Below are 16,692 nucleotides of genomic sequence, written 5' to 3'. Positions count from 1 at the left end.
GTAGCAGCGAGCGATCAGGCGCGATTACAGTTCGCGCTTGATCTCCTCGACGGTGAAGCACTCGATGAGGTCGCCTTCCTTGATGTCCTGGAAGCCCTGGAACTGCATGCCGCATTCCTGGCCCGAGGGCACTTCATTGACCTCATCCTTGAAGCGTTTGAGCGTGTTGAGCGTGCCCAGTTCCAGCACCACGATATCGTCGCGGATGATGCGGACGCGGGCGCCCTTGCGGACCACGCCTTCGGCCACCCGGCAACCGGCGATCTTGCCGATCTTGGAGATGTCGAACACCTGCAGCACCTTGGCATTGCCCAGCCAGGTTTCACGCTGGATCGGGGCCAGCATGCCGGACAGCACGCCCTTCATGTCGTCAAGCAGGTCGTAGATGATCGAATAGTAGCGGATCTCCACGCCTTCCCGATCGGCCAGATCCCGCGCCTGCTTCGAGGCCCGGACGTTGAAGCCCAGGATGGGGGCTCCGGCGGTCTTGGCCAGGTTGACGTCGCTCTCGGTGATACCGCCGGCGCCCTGGAACACGACCCGGGCGCGGACCTCGTCATTGCCCATGGCCTGCAGCGATCCGGCGATGGCTTCGGTGGACCCCTGAACGTCAGCCTTGATGACGACGGGCAGTTCGCTGATCTTCTGCGAGCCCAGCTTGGCCATCATATCGGCCAGCGACACCGGGTTTGCGGCGGTGGCCTTTTCACGCTGCTTGCGCTCGCGGAAGTCGGTCAGCTCGCGGGCGCGGGCCTCGGTTTCCACCACGGCGAACACCTCACCGGGAGAGGGCGGCTCGTCCAGGCCGAGAATCTCGACCGGAACCGAGGGTCCGGCCTCGTCCAGCTGGGCATTGCGTTCGTCCAGCAGGGCGCGAACCTTGCCCCAGGCCGAACCGGCCACGACGATGTCGCCGCGACGCAGGGTGCCGCGCTTGACCAGTACGGTGCCGACCGGGCCTCGGCCCTTGTCCAGCTTGGACTCGATGACCACACCCTCGGCCGAACGGTCGGGGTTGGCGCGCAGGTCCATGACCTCTGCCTGGACCAGAACGGCCTCCAGCAGGGCTTCGAGATTGGTGCGTTCCTTGGCCGAGACCTCGATCATCTGGGTGTCGCCGCCCAGATTTTCGGCGATGACCTCGTGCTGCAGAAGCTCGTTGATGACCTTCTGCGGATTGGCACCCGGCTTGTCGACCTTGTTGATCGCCACGATCAGGGGAGCTCCGGCCGCCTTGGCGTGCTGGATGGCCTCGATCGTCTGGGGCATGACGCCGTCGTCCGCCGCCACCACCAGGATGACGATGTCGGTGACATTGGCACCGCGCGCCCGCATGGCCGAGAAGGCCGCGTGGCCCGGCGTGTCGAGGAAGGTGACGCGCTGGTCGTCTTTCAGGCGAACCTGATAGGCGCCGATGTGCTGGGTGATGCCACCGGCCTCGCCCGTCGCCACATCGGTGGTGCGCAGGGCATCCAGCAGGCTGGTCTTGCCGTGGTCGACGTGACCCATGACGGCTACGACCGGGAAGCGCGGCGTGGTGGCGTCGGCGTCATCGGCCTCGGCCAGGAAGCCGGTTTCGACGTCGGACTCGGACACGCGCCGGACGGTCATGCCGTATTCGTCGGCCACCAGTTCGGCGGTGTCGGAATCGATCACATCGTTGATCTTCATCATCATGCCCTGACGCATCAGGAATTTGACGATGTCGACGCCGCGCACGGCCATGCGGTTGGCCAGATCGCCGACCGTGATGACATCGGGGATGACCACTTCACGCGGACGGTTCGGTACTTCGGACGTGCCGCCCTTGCGCTTTTCCTTCTCGCGTTCGCGGGCCCGGCGGACCGAGGCAAGCGAGCGGATCCGTTCGGCGGCGTCCTCGTCACCACCGGCCAGGGCCTGAATGGTCAGACGGCCTTCGCGACGCTTGGGTTCACCGCGCGTGCGGCTGATGGCCTTACCCGGACCGGCGTCCGAGAAACGGCGATCCCGGTCATCCTCGGGACGACTGGCGCGGCCGGCAAAACCACCGGCGGTGCGGGCGGGACGCGAAACCTCGGGCGTCGCCGGGGCGGCGGCAGGCGCACCCCGACCTGCGGGGGCTCCACGTCCACCAGGGGCTGCACCCGGCGCGGGGCGCGGGGCATTGGCGGAATAACGAACGGGCTCGCTGGGCACGCGCGGGCGACCGGCGGCGCCACCGGGCGGGCCGCTGAGGGCCACTTCACGCGCTGAACGACCCCCAAAGGCGGGACGCTCGGGCGTTTCGCGGCGCGGCTGGCCGGGCTTGGGCACGCGCTGGCCGAAATTGACCGCCGGACGGGCCGGACGGGCCGGGGCCTCCGGCGCGGCCGGTGCCGGTGCCGGGGCGGGCGTCGGCTTTTCGGCAACCGGCTCAGCCTTGGCCGGAGCGTCGGCCTTGGCAGGCGCGGCTTTCGCGGCGGGCTTGGGCGCAGCGGCGTTCAGCTTGGCGGCTTCGGCGCGAGCGGCTTCGGCTGCGGCCTTGGCGGCAGCGGCCTCGCTCTGGGCGGTCTCGGCCAGCTTGCGCGTGGCCTCGTCGCGCTTGGCACGCTCGGCGGCTTCAGCTTTTTCGCGGGCGGCGCGTTCGGCCTGGGCGGCCTCGATGGCGCGGCGGCGGGCTTCCTGTTCCTCGGACGACAGGCCACCGGCATCGGTCGGGCGCGGCGCAGGTGCATCGGCACGCACGGGCGCGGCGGCGGGCCGGCGACCGGCCACGTCGAAGCCCTGGGTGCGCGGCTGGACCGGCGCACCGGCGCGACGCTTGGTCTCGACCACGACCGTCTTGGTGCGGCCGTGGCTGAAGCTCTGGCGGACCGTACCGGTCGAGACGGAGCCCGTCGCGCGCGGCTTCAGGCTCAGCGGTGCGCGCGGTCCCGTTTGCGGGGTCGCGGCGCCCGAGCTCGCATTGCCTGTGCCTGTGGCGCTGGAGGTCTCGGTCGTCTTGCCGTCCTGGGTCTTGTCGTTCTCGTCGGTCATCCGGTCGCTTCGTCTGGACGCCGGGACAATCCCGACGCCACGTATCAAACACAAAAGGGCGAGCGCGCCCCGCCTCCCTTTCAGGAGTCGGAACCCTGCCCGTCCACAGCCTGCCCGGGCCCACCAGGGAGCCCATCGTCACAAGGGTCGTTCGGTCCGTCCCCGGAGGTGTGGCCGGGCCCGGCCCGATCCCACTCCCGCGGATGAAGCGGACGAAAACCCGCCAATCTGTTGACCTCAAGGGCCCAGCGATCCGCGCGTCCGCCTGCAAGCAGCACGCTGTGTATCGCATTTTCCAGCCCCAGGGCCAAACTCAATTCTTCCGCCCCGAATGCACCGCACAGGCCCACGGGGCGAGGCGTGTGTCGCATGAGGGCCATCAGACGCTGGCGTCCGTCGCGCGCGCCGTCAGCCGCCTCGACCAGCCAGGCGGCCCGGCCGCCCTTGATCGCAGCGGCCGATTTCTCGAAGCCGGAGATAAGCACGCCTTCGCGTCGGGCAAGCCCCAGCTGCTCCAGACACCGCCGAACCAGCAGGGTCTCAACCGTGTCAGCGAGGTCGTCAGGAACCTCGACCGGAGCCTTGGCCGCACGCGAAAACAGGCCCTTGCCGGCCGCCGTGATCGAGGCGCGGTCGGCGGCGACCCACAGGCCGCGACCCGGCAGCTTGCGGGCCAGATCGGGCACGACCTGACCGTCCGGGCCCACGACGAAGCGGATCAGGGCAGACTCGTCCATGACCTGGCGCGTGACCAGATCGCGGCGTTCCCGTTCAGCCTGTGCTTCGGCGAGCCCCATGGACGGTCCGGTCTCCCATCACGCGTCGCGGTCGTCGAGGTCGGCGTCGAGGGTGTCGAGGATCTCACCCTCGCCTTCCTCTACCGTTTCGTCGTCGGTGTTCGACCCGGCAAAGACGGTATCGGCGTCATAGGACTCCTCGCCGTCCTCGCCCTCTTCGGCCTCATATTCGGGCTCGGGCTCGGGCTGCGGCAGTTCCGAGGCATCGATCCAGCCGGCGGCCACACGGGCCTGCAGGATCAGCATTTCGGCGTCTTCCTGGGCCAGGCTGAAGCTTTCCAGCACGCCGGGCACCTTGACCCGCTCGCCGTTCTTCATCTCGTAGCCGCCGCGGATTTCGTCCGTGGCCAGATCGGCCAGATCCTCGACCGTCTTCACGCCATTCTCGCCCAGCGCCACCGCCATCGGCAGGGTCACGCCGGGAACCTCCAGCACGCCGTCCTCGACGCCCAGCTCCTTGCGGCGGGCATCCAGGGCCTGAGCCTGCTTGTCGAGAAAATCGCGGGCGCGGGCCTGCAGTTCCTCGGCGGTTTCCTCGTCAAAGCCTTCGATGTCCGAGATTTCATAGGGCTCGACAAAGGCCAGATCCTCGACCGTGGCAAAGCCTTCGGTGACCAGCAGCTGGGCGATGACCTCGTCCACATCCAGGGCTTCCTGGAACAGGGTGGTGCGCTCGGCGAACTCGCGCTGGCGGCGTTCGCTATCCTGAGTCTCGGTGATGATATCGATCTGCCAGCCGGTCAGCTGCGAGGCGAGGCGCACGTTCTGGCCGCGACGGCCGATGGCCAGCGACAGCTGTTCGTCGGGCACCACCACCTCGACGCGGTCGGCTTCTTCATCCAGCACGACCTTGGACACTTCGGCGGGGGCCAGGGCGTTGACGATGAAGGTCGGCTCGTCCGGGTTCCACTGGATGATGTCGATCTTCTCGCCCTGCAGCTCGGCCACAACCGCCTGCACGCGCGAGCCGCGCATGCCGACGCAGGCGCCGACGGGATCGATCGAGCTGTCGTTCGACAGGACGGCCATCTTGGCGCGCGAACCGGCGTCGCGGGCGGCGGCGCGGATCTCGATCACGCCGTCATAGACCTCGGGCACTTCCTGGGCGAACAGCTTGGCCATGAAGCCGGGATGGGCGCGTGACAGCATGACCTGCGGGCCCTTGGCCTCGGGCCGGACGTCATAGATGTAGGTGCGGATGCGGTCGCCGATGTTGAACAGCTCGCGCGGGATCGAGTCATTGCGGCGCATGATGCCCTCGCCCCGACCCAGGTCGACGACGGTGTTGCCGTATTCGACGCGCTTGACGGTGCCGTTGACGATCTCGCCGACGCGATCCTTGAACTCTTCATACTGGTTGGCGCGCTCGGCCTCGCGGACCTTTCCGGTGACGACCTGACGGGCCATCTGGGTCTGGACGCGACCGAATTCGAACGGCGGCAGCTCCTCGATATATTCCTTGCCGACCACGGCCTCGGGGTCGCGCTTGAGCGCATCCTTGAGGCGCACCATGGCCGAGTCATTGAACTCTTCCAGCTCGTCTTCGGGCTGCCAGTCGTCCTCGACGATGGTGACGTGACGCGTCAGGGCCAGCTCGCCGGTCTTGGGGTCCAGGGCTGCGCGGATGTCGTGGTGGGCGCCATAGCGCGACTTGGCGCCCTTCTGGATGGCCTCTTCGATCGCCTCGATGACGATCTCCTTGTCGATATTCTTCTCCTGGGCCACCGCCTGGGCGATCTGGAGCAGTTCGAGTCGGTTTGCGGAAACGCCGGTCACGGCCATGGGTCAGTCCTCGGAGTCGGTAGAGTGGGTGTCAGCGTCAGGATCGGAAGCATTGCGGGCGGCGCGCTTTTCAGCCCCCGCCTTCATCAGTTCGTCGGTCAGGACCAGCTTGGCATCGATCAGCCAGTCGAAGGGGATCAGGGCCGTGTCGGTCTCGCCGTCGAGGTCGATACAGACGTTATTGTCCTCGGTGCCGGCCAGGATGCCCTTGAAGCGCTTGCGGCCCTCGATCATGCGATCAGTTTCCAGCCGCGCCTCATAGCCCTCGAACAGGTCGAAATCGAACAGACGGGTCAGCGGCCGGTCGATCCCGGGCGAGGACACCTCCAGCAGATATTCGCCGGCGATCGGGTCGGCGGCGTCGAACACCTCGGAAATGGCGCGGCTCAGCCGGGCACATTCCTCGACCGAGATGTCATTGTCGGCGGGACGTTCGGCCATGACCTGCAGACGACGACGCAGGGTGCCGCCCATCAGCCGCACACGCACCACCGCCAGGCCGAGCGTTTCGGCGACGGGGTCGATCATCTCGATCAGGGCGCGGTCTTCGGCGGTCCTGGCGCGCACGCGGGGCGTACTCCCAATAAAAAAGCGGCCGACCGTCTCAGGGCCGCCGCTTGATCACGACGCCGTTTGACGCCGGTCTAACGATGTGGCCCGCCGTATAGCGCCCCGGGCGCGGCTTGTCAGCCCCCTCGGGGTGTTTGCTTTTTTCGTCGGCTCGCCTAGAGCCCATCCTCATGGAAATACACTGGATACCGCAGGATACGCCCGGCAGCCTCGGCGTCTCGCGCCGACCGCCGGGAGGCGAGGCGATGGAGGCCGTTCTGGTGGCCCAGCTGGGCTATGTCGACCGGGTCGTGACCCTGCTGGAGCCCGACGAGGTCGAGCGGCTGGACATCGTCCGCGAGGCCGAGGTCTGCAAGGCGCACGGTGTCGCCTTCGACAATCTGCCCGTGCCCGACCACGACATTCCCCCGGATGTTCCGGCCTTTGACCGGCTGGTGAAGCGGCTGCGGAAACGACTGGAGGCGGGAGACCGGATGGTCATCCACTGCAACGCCGGTCTGGGGCGGGCGCCGACCCTGGCCTGCTGTCTTCTGGTCGCCGGGGGGCTGCACCCGGATGAGGCCGTGCTCCGGGTCGGGGCCGCGCGCGGGCGCACCGTGCCCGAAATGGACAGCCAGTACGCCTTCATCCACGCCTTTGCCGAACGTCAGGCCGCCGCAGTCGCCCGTCGTTCAAAGAGCAAGAAGACCGGCTCGGTGTCGCCCAGGCGCTTGTCCTCATAGCGCGTGCGGATGTGGTCGGTGGGGGCGATGCGCCAGTCGTCGGCCGCCTCGGCCATCCAGTCGAGCCCCGGCGTTTCCAGAAAGCGGGCCAGCGCCCAGTCGGCATAGGCCTTCCAGTCGGTGACGAAGCGCAGGCGTCCGCCGTCCTTCAGGATACGGGCCAGCTCGGCGGCCACATCGGCCTGCACCAGACGGCGTTTGGCGTGGCGCGCCTTGGGCCAGGGGTCCGGAAACAGGATCAGCACATGGTCAACCGAGGCGTCCGGCAGGGCGGCCAGGACCGCGCGCGCGTCATCGGCGTGGATGCGGACATTCTTCAGCCCGCCCTCTTCGATATGCCGCAGGGCCGAGCCGACCCCGTTCAGGAAGGGCTCGCAGCCGATCATCAGCGTATCGGGGTGGCGCGCCGCCTGACCCGCCAGATGCTCGCCCCCGCCAAAGCCGACCTCCAGCCAGACCTGTTTGGCCCCGGGCATGAGGGCGGCGGGATCCAGCGGCCCGTCGGTCGGGTCAGGCAGGGCCACCGCCGGCAGCAGGGTGTCGAACAGCGCCGCCTGCCGCGGCTTCAGCGCGCGCGACTTGATGCGGCCAAAGCTGCGGATCGGGCCGTGGGAAGAGGGGTCGGACATGGGTTCTGAGTGGCGAGTGGCGAGTGGCGAGGAAGGCGCTGCGGTTCCGAACCGGCGTACGGCTCAGCAGGCGTGCCAGCCATAGGGCGTCACCGGGTGGGTTGAAAGGGTCTCGCCACTCGCCACTCGCTACTCGCCACTTTCTTCAGGCCAGCGCCTTCAGCTGATCGACCAGATCGGTCTTTTCCCACGAGAAGCCGCCGTCAGCCTCGGGTTCGCGGCCGAAATGGCCATAGGCGGCGGTGCGGGCATAGATGGGTTTGTTCAGGCCCAGGTGCTCGCGGATGGCGCGCGGGGTGCCGCCGCCGATCAGGCCCAGCAGCTTGTCCTCGAGCACCGCCTCGGAAATCTTGCCCGTGCCGTGCAGGTCGACGTGGATCGACTGGGGCTTGGCCACACCGATGGCATAGCTGAGCTGCAGGGTGCAGCGGTCGGCGAGGCCCGCCGCCACGACATTCTTGGCCAGATAGCGGCAGGCATAGGCCGCCGAGCGGTCGACCTTGGTCGGATCCTTGCCGGAAAAGGCGCCGCCGCCGTGCGGGGCCGCCCCGCCATAGGTGTCGACGATGATCTTGCGGCCGGTCAGGCCCGAGTCGCCGTCGGGGCCACCGATCTCGAACACGCCGGTCGGATTGATATGCCAGACGGTCTCGTTCGTGATGAAGCCCTCAGGCAGGACCTCTTCGACCACCGGCTTGACCAGCGCGGCGACGTCGCCCTGCGACATCCCCCGGGCGTGCTGGGTCGAGACGACGATCGAGGTGGCGCGCACCGGCAGGCCGTTCTCGTAGAACAGGGTGACCTGGCTCTTGGCGTCAGGCTCCAGAGCCTTTTCACCGCCGTGGCGCAGCTCGGCCAGACGGCGCAGGATGCGGTGGCTGTAGGCTAGGGTGGCGGGCATCAGCTCGGGCGTTTCGTTCGAGGCATAGCCGAACATGATGCCCTGATCGCCCGCGCCCTCGTCCTTGCCCTCGGCGGCGTCGACGCCAACGGCGATGTCGACCGACTGGCCGTGCAGATAGTTGGAGAACTCGAACGTCTCCCAGTGGAAGCCATCCTGCTCATAGCCGATGTCCTTGACCGCCGCGCGCACGGCCGTCTCGATCTCGGCCTCGATGCCGGGGGCCCAGGCGCCGTTCTCCCAGATGCCCTTGCCGCGGATCTCGCCGGCCAGCACCACGCGATTGGTGGTGGTCAGGGTCTCGCAGGCGACGCGCGCCTCGGGATCCTTCGACAGGAACAGGTCGACGATGGTGTCCGAGATGCGGTCGGCGACCTTGTCGGGGTGTCCCTCGGAGACGCTTTCCGAGGTGAAATGGAAGGAGGTACGGGACAAGGGGCGAACTCCGCATGACAGGAGCCGCAGACATATAAAGATATGCTTATATGTTCAAGCGGTCTCGTAGGGCGAGCAGCAGGGGCGCGATCAGGGCCAGCGCCGCAGACTTGACCGCCATGCCCCACAGGAAGGGCGTGACGCCCGCCGACAGGGCCTCGGATGTGCCAATCCTGAGGCCGAGACCCGCCCAGCCAAGCGCCAAAATCACCAGATGACCGGCCAGGGCGAGGGCAAAAATGAGCAGCATGGTGCGCCACACGGGGCCGGGGGACAGGGTGCGGCTCCCGATCCCGACCAGCAGCGCCGCCAGCGGAAAGCCGACCAGATAGCCGGCGGTCGGCCCGGAAATCGCCGACACGCCCGAAGCCCCGCCCGCAAACACCGGCAGACCCAGCGCGCCCGCCGCCAGATAGATCAGGCCTGCCACCAGCCCCCACCGCGGCCCCAGCGCCAGCCCGGCCGCCAGCACAGACAGCGTCTGCAGCGACTGCGGCACCGGCGACCCCGGCACCGCCACATCGACCCGGGCCCCAAGCGCGATCAACCCCACGAAGCCGAGGGTGGCGGCAAGGGCCGGAAGATGACGAACAAGAGGAGATGGGGTCATGGAAGAAGGTGGTGCCGCCTAGGTGACTCGAACGCCTGACCCCCGCATTACGAAGGCTACTCGAGGGCTGTCTTAGACGCCAGCCCCCGTAAGGCTCTCAACCGCGCTTCGGTACTCGTTTCGCTGCCTTCCCAGCCACCTCCCAAACTGGCCCGTCGGGACCGTGAGAGCGCTTCCTGGTTTGCGCATTCTAATGTGGGAAACGCCGAAATTCCGACCTGCGCCATACCTGCGAACGCGAGAGCGGGGGCGATGACCGGCCACTCCTTCGGACCTTTCGAGAGGTTGATCACTCGCTATCCATGGCGGAGTTTGCAGGGGGCACATCCATAGAGCCCCGAAAAGTTCGGATCGGGGTGTTCGCAAAGCGAGTTGGTGGCCTAGGGTAACCAAGGAGGCGGTGGGCCGAAGGTTGCCGGCGTATCGCGATGCTCGATCATGCCGCCTGGCGTGAGGGGGGTCACTCCTTTGGCGTGTAGTGGGCCAGGAACATGTCCACGCAGTCGGCCATGACAGCATCCGGATCGATATCCGGCTTTGCCCCCATCAGGAACTGCGGCCAGACTAGGAAATGCTTCACCATCGACAGCAGTTGGCCCGTGGCGAAGCTGGGCTCAACTTCGCGCAGCCTGCCCGCCTGCATTCCGTCGGCGATCAGCGCCGAGATCGGGCCGTCCTGCATCGCCGCCTTGGCGAAGAAGGCGCTCGCCAACTGCTGGTCGCGCAGGAGCTCCGACATCACCAGCCGGTTCAGACCCATGTATTGTTCGACAGTCAGATGACCGACGTAGTCCTGCACTGCCGAGACCAGTTGCTCGCGTAAGGGTACGTCGTACCGGTACCGCAGCTTCGGCACCGCCGCGATCTCTTCGAGCAGGATGTCGGTGATCGCGGTGAACAACAGCTCCTTGCTCTCGAAATGCTTGTAGAGCGTGCGCTTCGACACCCCGGCCAGTTCCGCAATCCGGTTCACCCGCGCGGCCGGAAAACCCTGGTCCCGGAACTCCTGGATCGCTGCCTCTAGAATATTTTTTCTTTTTCTTTCAGTCAGCTTCATCGATTTCGCCCCTGAACGCAGCGACATTGTAAACAGTAGGGTTTACATTTTGCCCGCTCCCATTTATGTAAACATTTCAGTTTACAAATGCTAGGGCTGCGGTGCGAGAGGAAACTTCGATGAATCATACCCAATTCGGACCAAAGGGCTGGACGCCCGAGCGCCTCGGAGACCTCGTCGGCAAGACCTACGTCATCACCGGTGCCAACGCGGGAGCCGGCTTCCAGGCAGCGCGCATCCTGCTGGGCAAGGGCGCCCGGATCGTGATGCTGAATCGCAGCGCCGAGAGATCCATCGCTGCAGTGCAGGAGCTGAAGCGGGAGTTCGGAGCGGATGCCCAAGTGAGCTTCGTGCGCATGGACCTAGCCGACCAGGCCTCTGTCCGCCGGGCGGCCGAAGACGTGCTGAAGACCGTGCCCCGCATCGACGCGCTGATCTGCAACGCCGCCATCGCCCAGGTGCCGACGCGCAAGCTGACCCCGGATGGCTTCGAGAGCCAGCTTGGCACCAACCACTACGGGCATTTCACCCTCTGCGGCATGCTCTTCGACCGGATCGATGAATCGAAAGGTCGGATCGTCGTGGTCGCCAGCCTCGGCTACAACATGGGGCTGAAGACAATCCGCCTCGACGACATGAACTGGGAAGAAGGCTATGGCCCGAACGCGGCCTATTCCCAAAGCAAGCTGGCGCAGATGATGTTCGCTTACGAGCTACAGGACAGGCTGGGCGCGGCCGGCCGGACCGACGTCGAGGTCTATGTCTGCCATCCCGGTTCCTCGGCGACATCGCTGATCACCACCAGCGGCAGCCGGACGATGCGCTTCATCTGGTGGCTCATGACCAAAACGCCGATGGTCCAGACTGCCGAGCAGGGCTCCTATCCCGAGGTCATGTGCGCGACCGAAGAGGCGCTGACCGAACAGCGCGCGCTCTATGGCCCGACCGGGGCCCGGGAATTCGTCGGCCCGGTCGACAAGGGCACGTTGAACCCTCACGCCTATGACAAGCCCGTCATGGTGAAACTCTGGGAGCGATCCGAGAAGGACACCGGCTTCAGCTGGGGCCTGTAAGGGCTCACGTGATCGCGCCATGACGGAGGGGCCGGGCGCCTCATTGCCCTCCTTTTCGATCCCCGGTGACGTGGCGTTATGCGCGGCAAGAAGGTCTGAAGGCTTCGCTTCGATCGTTCCGCCTGAAGCCACACCCAGCGCAGACCCACCGAACTGCCAACCTCACGGGCCGCTCGGCTCAGAGGCCGGCTACCTCCTACTGAGAGTGCCATTGGAAAGGTGGTGCCGCCTAGGTGACTCGAACACCTGACCCCCGCATTACGAATGCGATGCTCTACCGGCTGAGCTAAGGCGGCCTATGTCGGCGGGCGTGACCGGCCCGGCGCGAGGGCGGTGTTTATACGGGGCCGGGCGGCTTGCCAAGCGTCTCCGGCCCAAGCGTGTCGAGAAGGGCGTCCTCGTCCGGGTGGGCGGCGACGCGGACCTCGACAAAGCCCAGCGCCCGCAGGGGTTCGGCCACGGCGTCGGACAGGGCAAAGGCCCGGCGTCCTGGGGCCGAGGCGGCATGGTGGCGGGCAAAGGCGTTCGCGGCACGCGCCGAATGGAACAGGATGCCGTCGACGGGCGCGGGGGCGGCGATATCGGCCTCGACCGTCTCATAGACGGCGCGCGGCAGGACCGGCACATCGGGACCCACGAGGGCGGCAAGGTCGGCAGCCGGTCGGGTTGGGCCGGGCACCAGAACCGGGCCGGGGGCCGCGTCCCGAATCAGGGCGGCGAGGGCGCGGGCATCGCCGGATGCCGAGCGCACATCGGTGAAGCCGACGGCCCGGGCGGCCTCAGCCGTGGCATCGCCCACGCAGAACACCGGCAGGGCGCGGTCGGGGCTGATCCCGGCCCAGACGGACACGGCATTGCGGCTGGTGAAGGCCAGCGCCGCATGGGCGGGGACGGGCCCCTCTCCTGTCAGGACGCGGACGGCCAGCAGGGGGGCGATCACCGGATCATGGCCCCGCGCCGCCAGCCGGTCCGCGGTGTCGCGGGCGGCGGGCCGGGTGCGGGTGATCCAGAGGCGCATGGGGCTTTAGTTCTCGAACGGCTCGCCGTCGACGAGGGCGCGGTTCTGGACCGTCTGGCCGAGAGCTTCGGCTGCCGCCTCGACGTCGGAGGACAGCGGGATGCGGGCCGTCTCGCGCCAGCGGCGGGTGCCGTCGGGGCGCAGGCGCTCGGCGATCAGGACCAGATACTCACCCTCCAGCCAGGCATGGGCGCCGACGGAGGTGCGGCAGGAGCCCTCGAGCGCCCGCATGGCGGCCCGCTCGGCCATGATCGCCAGCGCCGTAGCGGGGTGGTTCAGGGCCGGGCCCCAGTGCTCAAGGCCGGGCGCACCGTCCTCGCGCGTCTGAAGGGCCAGGGCCCCCTGACCGGGCGCCGGGACGAAATCCTCGACCGGCAGCAGCGCGCGGATGCGGTCGCCGCGACCCAGCCGGTTGAGGCCCGAGGCGGCGAGCAGGATGGCCTCGAACTCGCCGTCTGCGACGCGCTTCAGCCGGGTATCGACATTGCCGCGCAGCAGCTCGATACGCAGGTCGGGACGCAGCGCCAGCAGCTGCGCCTGCCGTCTCAGGCTGGCGGTGCCCACCCGAGCCCCTTCGGGCAGGTCCATGACGCTGTCGAAGCGCTCGCTGACGAAGGCATCGCGCGGGTCCTCGCGCACCGGAATGGCGGCCAGTTTCAGGCCGGGCGGAGGCTCGACCGGCACATCCTTGAGCGAATGAACCGCCAGATCGCAGCGCCCGTCGATCAGGGCGGCCTCGATCTCCTTGGTGAACAGGGCCTTGCCGCCGACCTCGAGCAGCCGCCGGTCCTGAATCCGGTCGCCGGTGGTGACGATCGGCACCAGCGGCAGGCGGGCGTCGATGTCGGCCGCGTCCACGCCCAGCGCCCCGGCCAGAGCCTGACGGACGTGACCGGTCTGGGTCATCGCCAGGGTCGAGCGGCGGGTGCCGATGCGGAGGGTGAGCGTCATGGTCGGATCGTCGCCGTTGCGTCGCGGGTTGCGGGCCGCTACCTCGACCCGGTGAACAGGATTGTGGCCACCCCGATGAGCATGGACACCAGAGCCGCGCCCTATAGCACGGGGCCGGGCACGGCAACCGGGCCGCTTGTCCTGTTGGGCATCGAGACCAGCTGCGACGAGACAGCCGCCTCGGTGGTGCGTCAGGCCGCGGATGGTACGGTCGAGGTCCTGTCCTCGGTGGTCCACAGCCAGATCGACGATCACGCGGCCTATGGCGGTGTGGTGCCTGAGATCGCCGCGCGCAGCCATGTCGAGACCATCGACGGCGTCGTGAAGCGCGCCTTGGCAGAGGCCGGCTGTGACTGGAGCGGGCTGGACGGGGTGGCGGCGACCGCCGGGCCCGGGCTGGTCGGCGGGGTCATGGTCGGGCTCAGCTATGCCAAGGGTGTGGCCATGGGGCGCGGCCTGCCGCTGGTGGCGGTCAACCATCTGGAGGGCCATGCGGTCTCGGCCCGGCTGGGCCGGCCGGTGGCCTATCCCTTTTTGCTGCTGCTGGTGTCCGGCGGCCACTGCCAGCTGCTGGAGGTGCGCGGCATCGGCGACATGAGCCGGCTGGGCACGACGCTGGACGATGCGGCAGGCGAGGCCTTTGACAAGATCGCCAAGGCCATGGGGCTGGGCTATCCGGGCGGGCCGGCGCTGGAGCGGCTGGCGGCCACCGGCACCGATGAAGGGGCTGAGCGGTTCGACCTGCCCCGGTCGCTGCTGGGGCGGCGCGATTGCGACTTTTCCTTCTCCGGGCTGAAGACCGCCGCCGCGCGCCTGTCGCAGGGGCCGGAGACCGAGGCCGACAAGGCCGATCTGGCCCGCGCCGTCCAGAATGCGATCGCCCGCCAGCTGGCCGAGCGTTCGGTTCGGGCTCTGGACCTGTTTTCCGAAAGCCATCCAGACCTCGACCGGCCCGCCTTTGTCGTCGCCGGCGGGGTGGCGGCCAATGCCACGGTGCGCGCTCGCCTGACAGCAGTAGCCGAGGCGCGCGGATTCGACTTTGTTGCCCCGCCCATGGCCTATTGCACCGACAATGCTGCCATGATCGCCCTGGCGGGAGCCGAACGGCTGCGGCTGGGTCTGACCAGTGATCTTGCGGTGGCCGCGCGCCCCCGCTGGCCGCTGGACGAGGCCCGGGCGTTGTCTGATCCCACCCATGCGCCGGGCCGTAAGGGCGCCAAGTCATGACCTGTCACAACGGAACAGAGCAATGCAGATGAAGACGGCAGGGGTGATCGGCGGCGGCGCCTGGGGCACGGCCCTGGCCCAGGTGGTGGCGCGCGCCGGGCTGGCGGTAACGCTTCAGGCGCGCGAGACCGAAGTGGTCGACAGCATCACGCGCGACCGGGTCAATGCCGCCTTCCTGCCGGGCATCGAACTGGACCCGGCCATCCGTGCGACGACCGAGATGGCCGATCTGGCCGACTGCGATCTGGTGCTGGCGGTGCCGCCCGCCCAGCACCTGCGCGGCACGCTTGAGGCTTTTCGCCCGCATTTCCGGGCGGGAACGCCCGTGATCCTGTGCTCCAAGGGGATCGAGCGCGGCACGCTGAAGCTGATGACCGATGTGCTGGCGGAAACCCTGCCCGAGGCCACGCCGGCCGTGCTGTCGGGCCCCAGTTTCGCGGGCGAGGTGGCGCGCGGCCTGCCGACCGCCGTGACCCTGGCGGTGGCCGATGCCCGTCTGGGCGAGGCCCTGATGGCGCGCCTGTCGCCGCCGGGCTTCCGCCTGTATCTGACCGACGACCTGATCGGGGCCGAGGCCGGCGGGGCGCTCAAGAATGTGCTGGCCATCGCCTGTGGCATTGTCGAGGGGCGACAACTGGGCCGCAGCGCCCACGCCGCCCTGATCACCCGGGGCTTTGCCGAAATGACCCGTCTGTGCGTGGCGCTGGGCGGCCGGGCCGAGACGGTCGCGGGTCTATGTGGACTGGGCGATCTGGTGCTGACCTGCTCCAGCCCGCAATCGCGCAATATGAGCCTCGGGCTGGCGCTGGGCGAGGGCCAGACGGTCGAGCAGGCGCTGGCCGGAAAGCGCTCGGTGGCCGAGGGCTATCAGAGCGCGCCGGCCGTGCGCGATCTGGGCCGGAAACTGGGCCTCGACATGCCGATTGCCTATGGCGTCGCCGCCCTGCTGGCCGGGGAAGCAACGGTTGATCAGGTGATCGGCAGCCTGCTGTCGCGCCCCCTGCGGGCCGAGACCGACGGATGACCAACGAGGCGAAGCCCGAGGCCCCGGACCTGGAGCGGAAACGTGTCTGGAAAACCCCCGCAGGCGTGGCCCTGTGCGCGCTGGACGACATCGCCGAGCCCGGCTCGCGCGGCTTTGTGCTGCAGATCGGCGAGGCCTATTTCCATGGCTTTGTGGTGCGCAAGGACGGTCAGGTGGCGGGCTGGGTCGACCGCTGCCCGCATCAGGGTTTCCCCATGGCCATCGAGCTGGACCGCTATCTGACGCCCGACGGCTCGCTGATCCTGTGCGGCTGGCACGGGGCGGTGTTCGAGCCACTGGACGGCGCCTGCGTCGGCGGACCCTGTGCCGGGGCCCGCCTCACGCCGTGGCCGGTCGAGGCCTCGGGCGGGGTCGTGCGGACAGCTTAGCGCTTCAGGCGTTTGGCGTTGGCGACGGCGGCGGTGTGCAGGGGCTTCAGCGCTTCGGCCTGGGTTTTCAGCAGGCCGGTGTTGAAGGTCAGCATCTGGCCGGCCGCCCGGCCCCACCAGCCCATGGCGTAGCTGAACTGGGCTGAAGCCAGACCCGCCGGTGTCCGGGCCGATGCCATGGCGGTGGCGGCGCGCTGGGCATGACCGACCTCGTCCATCGCCGACTTTGAGGCACGGGCGGCAAGCGTGCTGACGTTTCCGGCCACCGAAGCGGCCGAGGCGCTCAGGGCCTCCAGCTTTTCGGTGCCCATCAGCGACAACTCGGTGACGTCGGCACGCAGCGGATCGGCCAGGGCGCGGGCCATGATCTCCATCCGGGCGGCGATGACGTCGGACGAGGCCGTCAGCATTTCATGGCTGTCGGTGGCTGTGCCGAGGGCGGTCCGCGCATTGCGGGCCATGTGTTTGCCGTCACGCGTCATCGATTTGGGGGAGGTCATGCGCCCAGCC

At 68.2% G+C, this 16,692-nt stretch carries 16 protein-coding genes and 1 tRNA gene; 5 read left to right on the top strand and 12 right to left on the bottom strand.

Translation table 11 applies throughout. The annotated features are described in order from the left end of the window. Positions 1-24: 24 nt before the first annotated feature. The 4 genes from infB to rimP form a co-directional block, all read right to left on the bottom strand. Positions 25-2,997, bottom strand: coding sequence for a translation initiation factor IF-2 (gene infB, locus B4K74_RS11710; RefSeq protein WP_286693086.1), 2,973 nt, complete (start codon positions 2,995-2,997; stop codon positions 25-27). 80 nt (positions 2,998-3,077) lie between these two features. After that, positions 3,078-3,794, bottom strand: coding sequence for an RNA-binding protein (locus B4K74_RS11705; RefSeq protein WP_286693085.1), 717 nt, complete (start codon positions 3,792-3,794; stop codon positions 3,078-3,080). 18 nt (positions 3,795-3,812) lie between these two features. Then, positions 3,813-5,576, bottom strand: a complete 1,764-nt coding sequence (gene nusA, locus B4K74_RS11700; RefSeq protein WP_286693084.1) for a transcription termination factor NusA — start codon at positions 5,574-5,576, stop codon at positions 3,813-3,815. A gap of 3 nt (positions 5,577-5,579) precedes the next feature. Then, the gene (gene rimP, locus B4K74_RS11695; protein WP_286693083.1) at positions 5,580-6,143 is read right to left on the bottom strand and encodes a ribosome maturation factor RimP; all 564 of its coding nucleotides are present in this window, start codon (positions 6,141-6,143) and stop codon (positions 5,580-5,582) included. Between the two features lie 173 nt (positions 6,144-6,316). On the opposite strand from rimP, the gene B4K74_RS11690 reads away from it, so the two are divergent. Next, entirely contained in the window at positions 6,317-6,868 is a 552-nt protein-coding gene (locus B4K74_RS11690) for a protein-tyrosine phosphatase family protein (protein ID WP_286693082.1), read from the top strand. Here the strand turns inward: B4K74_RS11690 and trmB are convergent. The 4 genes from trmB to B4K74_RS11670 all read right to left on the bottom strand — a co-directional run bounded on the left by trmB (position 6,793) and on the right by B4K74_RS11670 (position 10,500). Beyond that, positions 6,793-7,497 carry a tRNA (guanosine(46)-N7)-methyltransferase TrmB gene (gene trmB, locus B4K74_RS11685; protein WP_286693081.1) on the bottom strand — a complete coding sequence of 235 codons (705 nt, stop codon included), beginning with the start codon at positions 7,495-7,497 and terminating at the stop codon, positions 6,793-6,795. The two genes, B4K74_RS11690 and trmB, sit on opposite strands and share 76 nt — an antisense overlap. Before the next feature lie 145 nt (positions 7,498-7,642). Continuing rightward, positions 7,643-8,833 carry a methionine adenosyltransferase gene (gene metK, locus B4K74_RS11680; RefSeq protein ID WP_286693080.1) on the bottom strand — a complete coding sequence of 397 codons (1,191 nt, stop codon included), beginning with the start codon at positions 8,831-8,833 and terminating at the stop codon, positions 7,643-7,645. Between the two features lie 46 nt (positions 8,834-8,879). After that, the gene (locus B4K74_RS11675; RefSeq protein ID WP_286693079.1) at positions 8,880-9,443 is read right to left on the bottom strand and encodes a biotin transporter BioY; all 564 of its coding nucleotides are present in this window, start codon (positions 9,441-9,443) and stop codon (positions 8,880-8,882) included. Between the two features lie 460 nt (positions 9,444-9,903). Continuing rightward, the gene (locus tag B4K74_RS11670) at positions 9,904-10,500 is read right to left on the bottom strand and encodes a TetR/AcrR family transcriptional regulator (protein ID WP_286693078.1); all 597 of its coding nucleotides are present in this window, start codon (positions 10,498-10,500) and stop codon (positions 9,904-9,906) included. Positions 10,501-10,619: 119 nt separating this feature from the next. Between B4K74_RS11670 and B4K74_RS11665 the strand changes: the two genes are divergently transcribed. Further along, positions 10,620-11,573 carry an SDR family oxidoreductase gene (locus tag B4K74_RS11665; RefSeq protein ID WP_286693077.1) on the top strand — a complete coding sequence of 318 codons (954 nt, stop codon included), beginning with the start codon at positions 10,620-10,622 and terminating at the stop codon, positions 11,571-11,573. 220 nt (positions 11,574-11,793) lie between these two features. Here B4K74_RS11665 and B4K74_RS11660 read toward each other — a convergent pair. The 3 genes from B4K74_RS11660 to hemC form a co-directional block, all read right to left on the bottom strand. After that, positions 11,794-11,869: transfer RNA gene (locus B4K74_RS11660), tRNA-Thr, on the bottom strand. Positions 11,870-11,910: 41 nt separating this feature from the next. After that, positions 11,911-12,591 carry a uroporphyrinogen-III synthase gene (locus tag B4K74_RS11655; RefSeq protein ID WP_286693076.1) on the bottom strand — a complete coding sequence of 227 codons (681 nt, stop codon included), beginning with the start codon at positions 12,589-12,591 and terminating at the stop codon, positions 11,911-11,913. 6 nt (positions 12,592-12,597) lie between these two features. Beyond that, positions 12,598-13,542, bottom strand: coding sequence for a hydroxymethylbilane synthase (hemC, locus tag B4K74_RS11650; RefSeq protein WP_286693075.1), 945 nt, complete (start codon positions 13,540-13,542; stop codon positions 12,598-12,600). 75 nt (positions 13,543-13,617) lie between these two features. On the opposite strand from hemC, the gene tsaD reads away from it, so the two are divergent. The 3 genes from tsaD to B4K74_RS11635 are packed head-to-tail and all read left to right on the top strand — an operon-like array spanning position 13,618 to position 16,182. Next, positions 13,618-14,769, top strand: coding sequence for a tRNA (adenosine(37)-N6)-threonylcarbamoyltransferase complex transferase subunit TsaD (tsaD, locus tag B4K74_RS11645; RefSeq protein WP_414630916.1), 1,152 nt, complete (start codon positions 13,618-13,620; stop codon positions 14,767-14,769). A 22-nt stretch (positions 14,770-14,791) separates the two neighbouring features. Next, the gene (locus B4K74_RS11640; RefSeq protein WP_286693073.1) at positions 14,792-15,793 is read left to right on the top strand and encodes an NAD(P)H-dependent glycerol-3-phosphate dehydrogenase; all 1,002 of its coding nucleotides are present in this window, start codon (positions 14,792-14,794) and stop codon (positions 15,791-15,793) included. Next, positions 15,790-16,182: a Rieske (2Fe-2S) protein gene (locus tag B4K74_RS11635; protein ID WP_286693072.1), complete on the top strand. Its 393-nt coding sequence runs from the start codon at positions 15,790-15,792 to the stop codon at positions 16,180-16,182. Before B4K74_RS11640 ends, B4K74_RS11635 begins: the two co-directional genes overlap by 4 nt. Here the strand turns inward: B4K74_RS11635 and B4K74_RS11630 are convergent. Further along, positions 16,179-16,682: a phasin family protein gene (locus B4K74_RS11630; RefSeq protein ID WP_241153227.1), complete on the bottom strand. Its 504-nt coding sequence runs from the start codon at positions 16,680-16,682 to the stop codon at positions 16,179-16,181. The two genes, B4K74_RS11635 and B4K74_RS11630, sit on opposite strands and share 4 nt — an antisense overlap. Positions 16,683-16,692: the final 10 nt, after the last annotated feature.

The sequence above is a fragment of the Brevundimonas sp. UBA2503 genome, from assembly GCF_002341485.1.
Lineage (GTDB): Bacteria > Pseudomonadota > Alphaproteobacteria > Caulobacterales > Caulobacteraceae > Brevundimonas > Brevundimonas halotolerans.
This window is presented reverse-complemented; position numbering and strand designations above follow the sequence as displayed.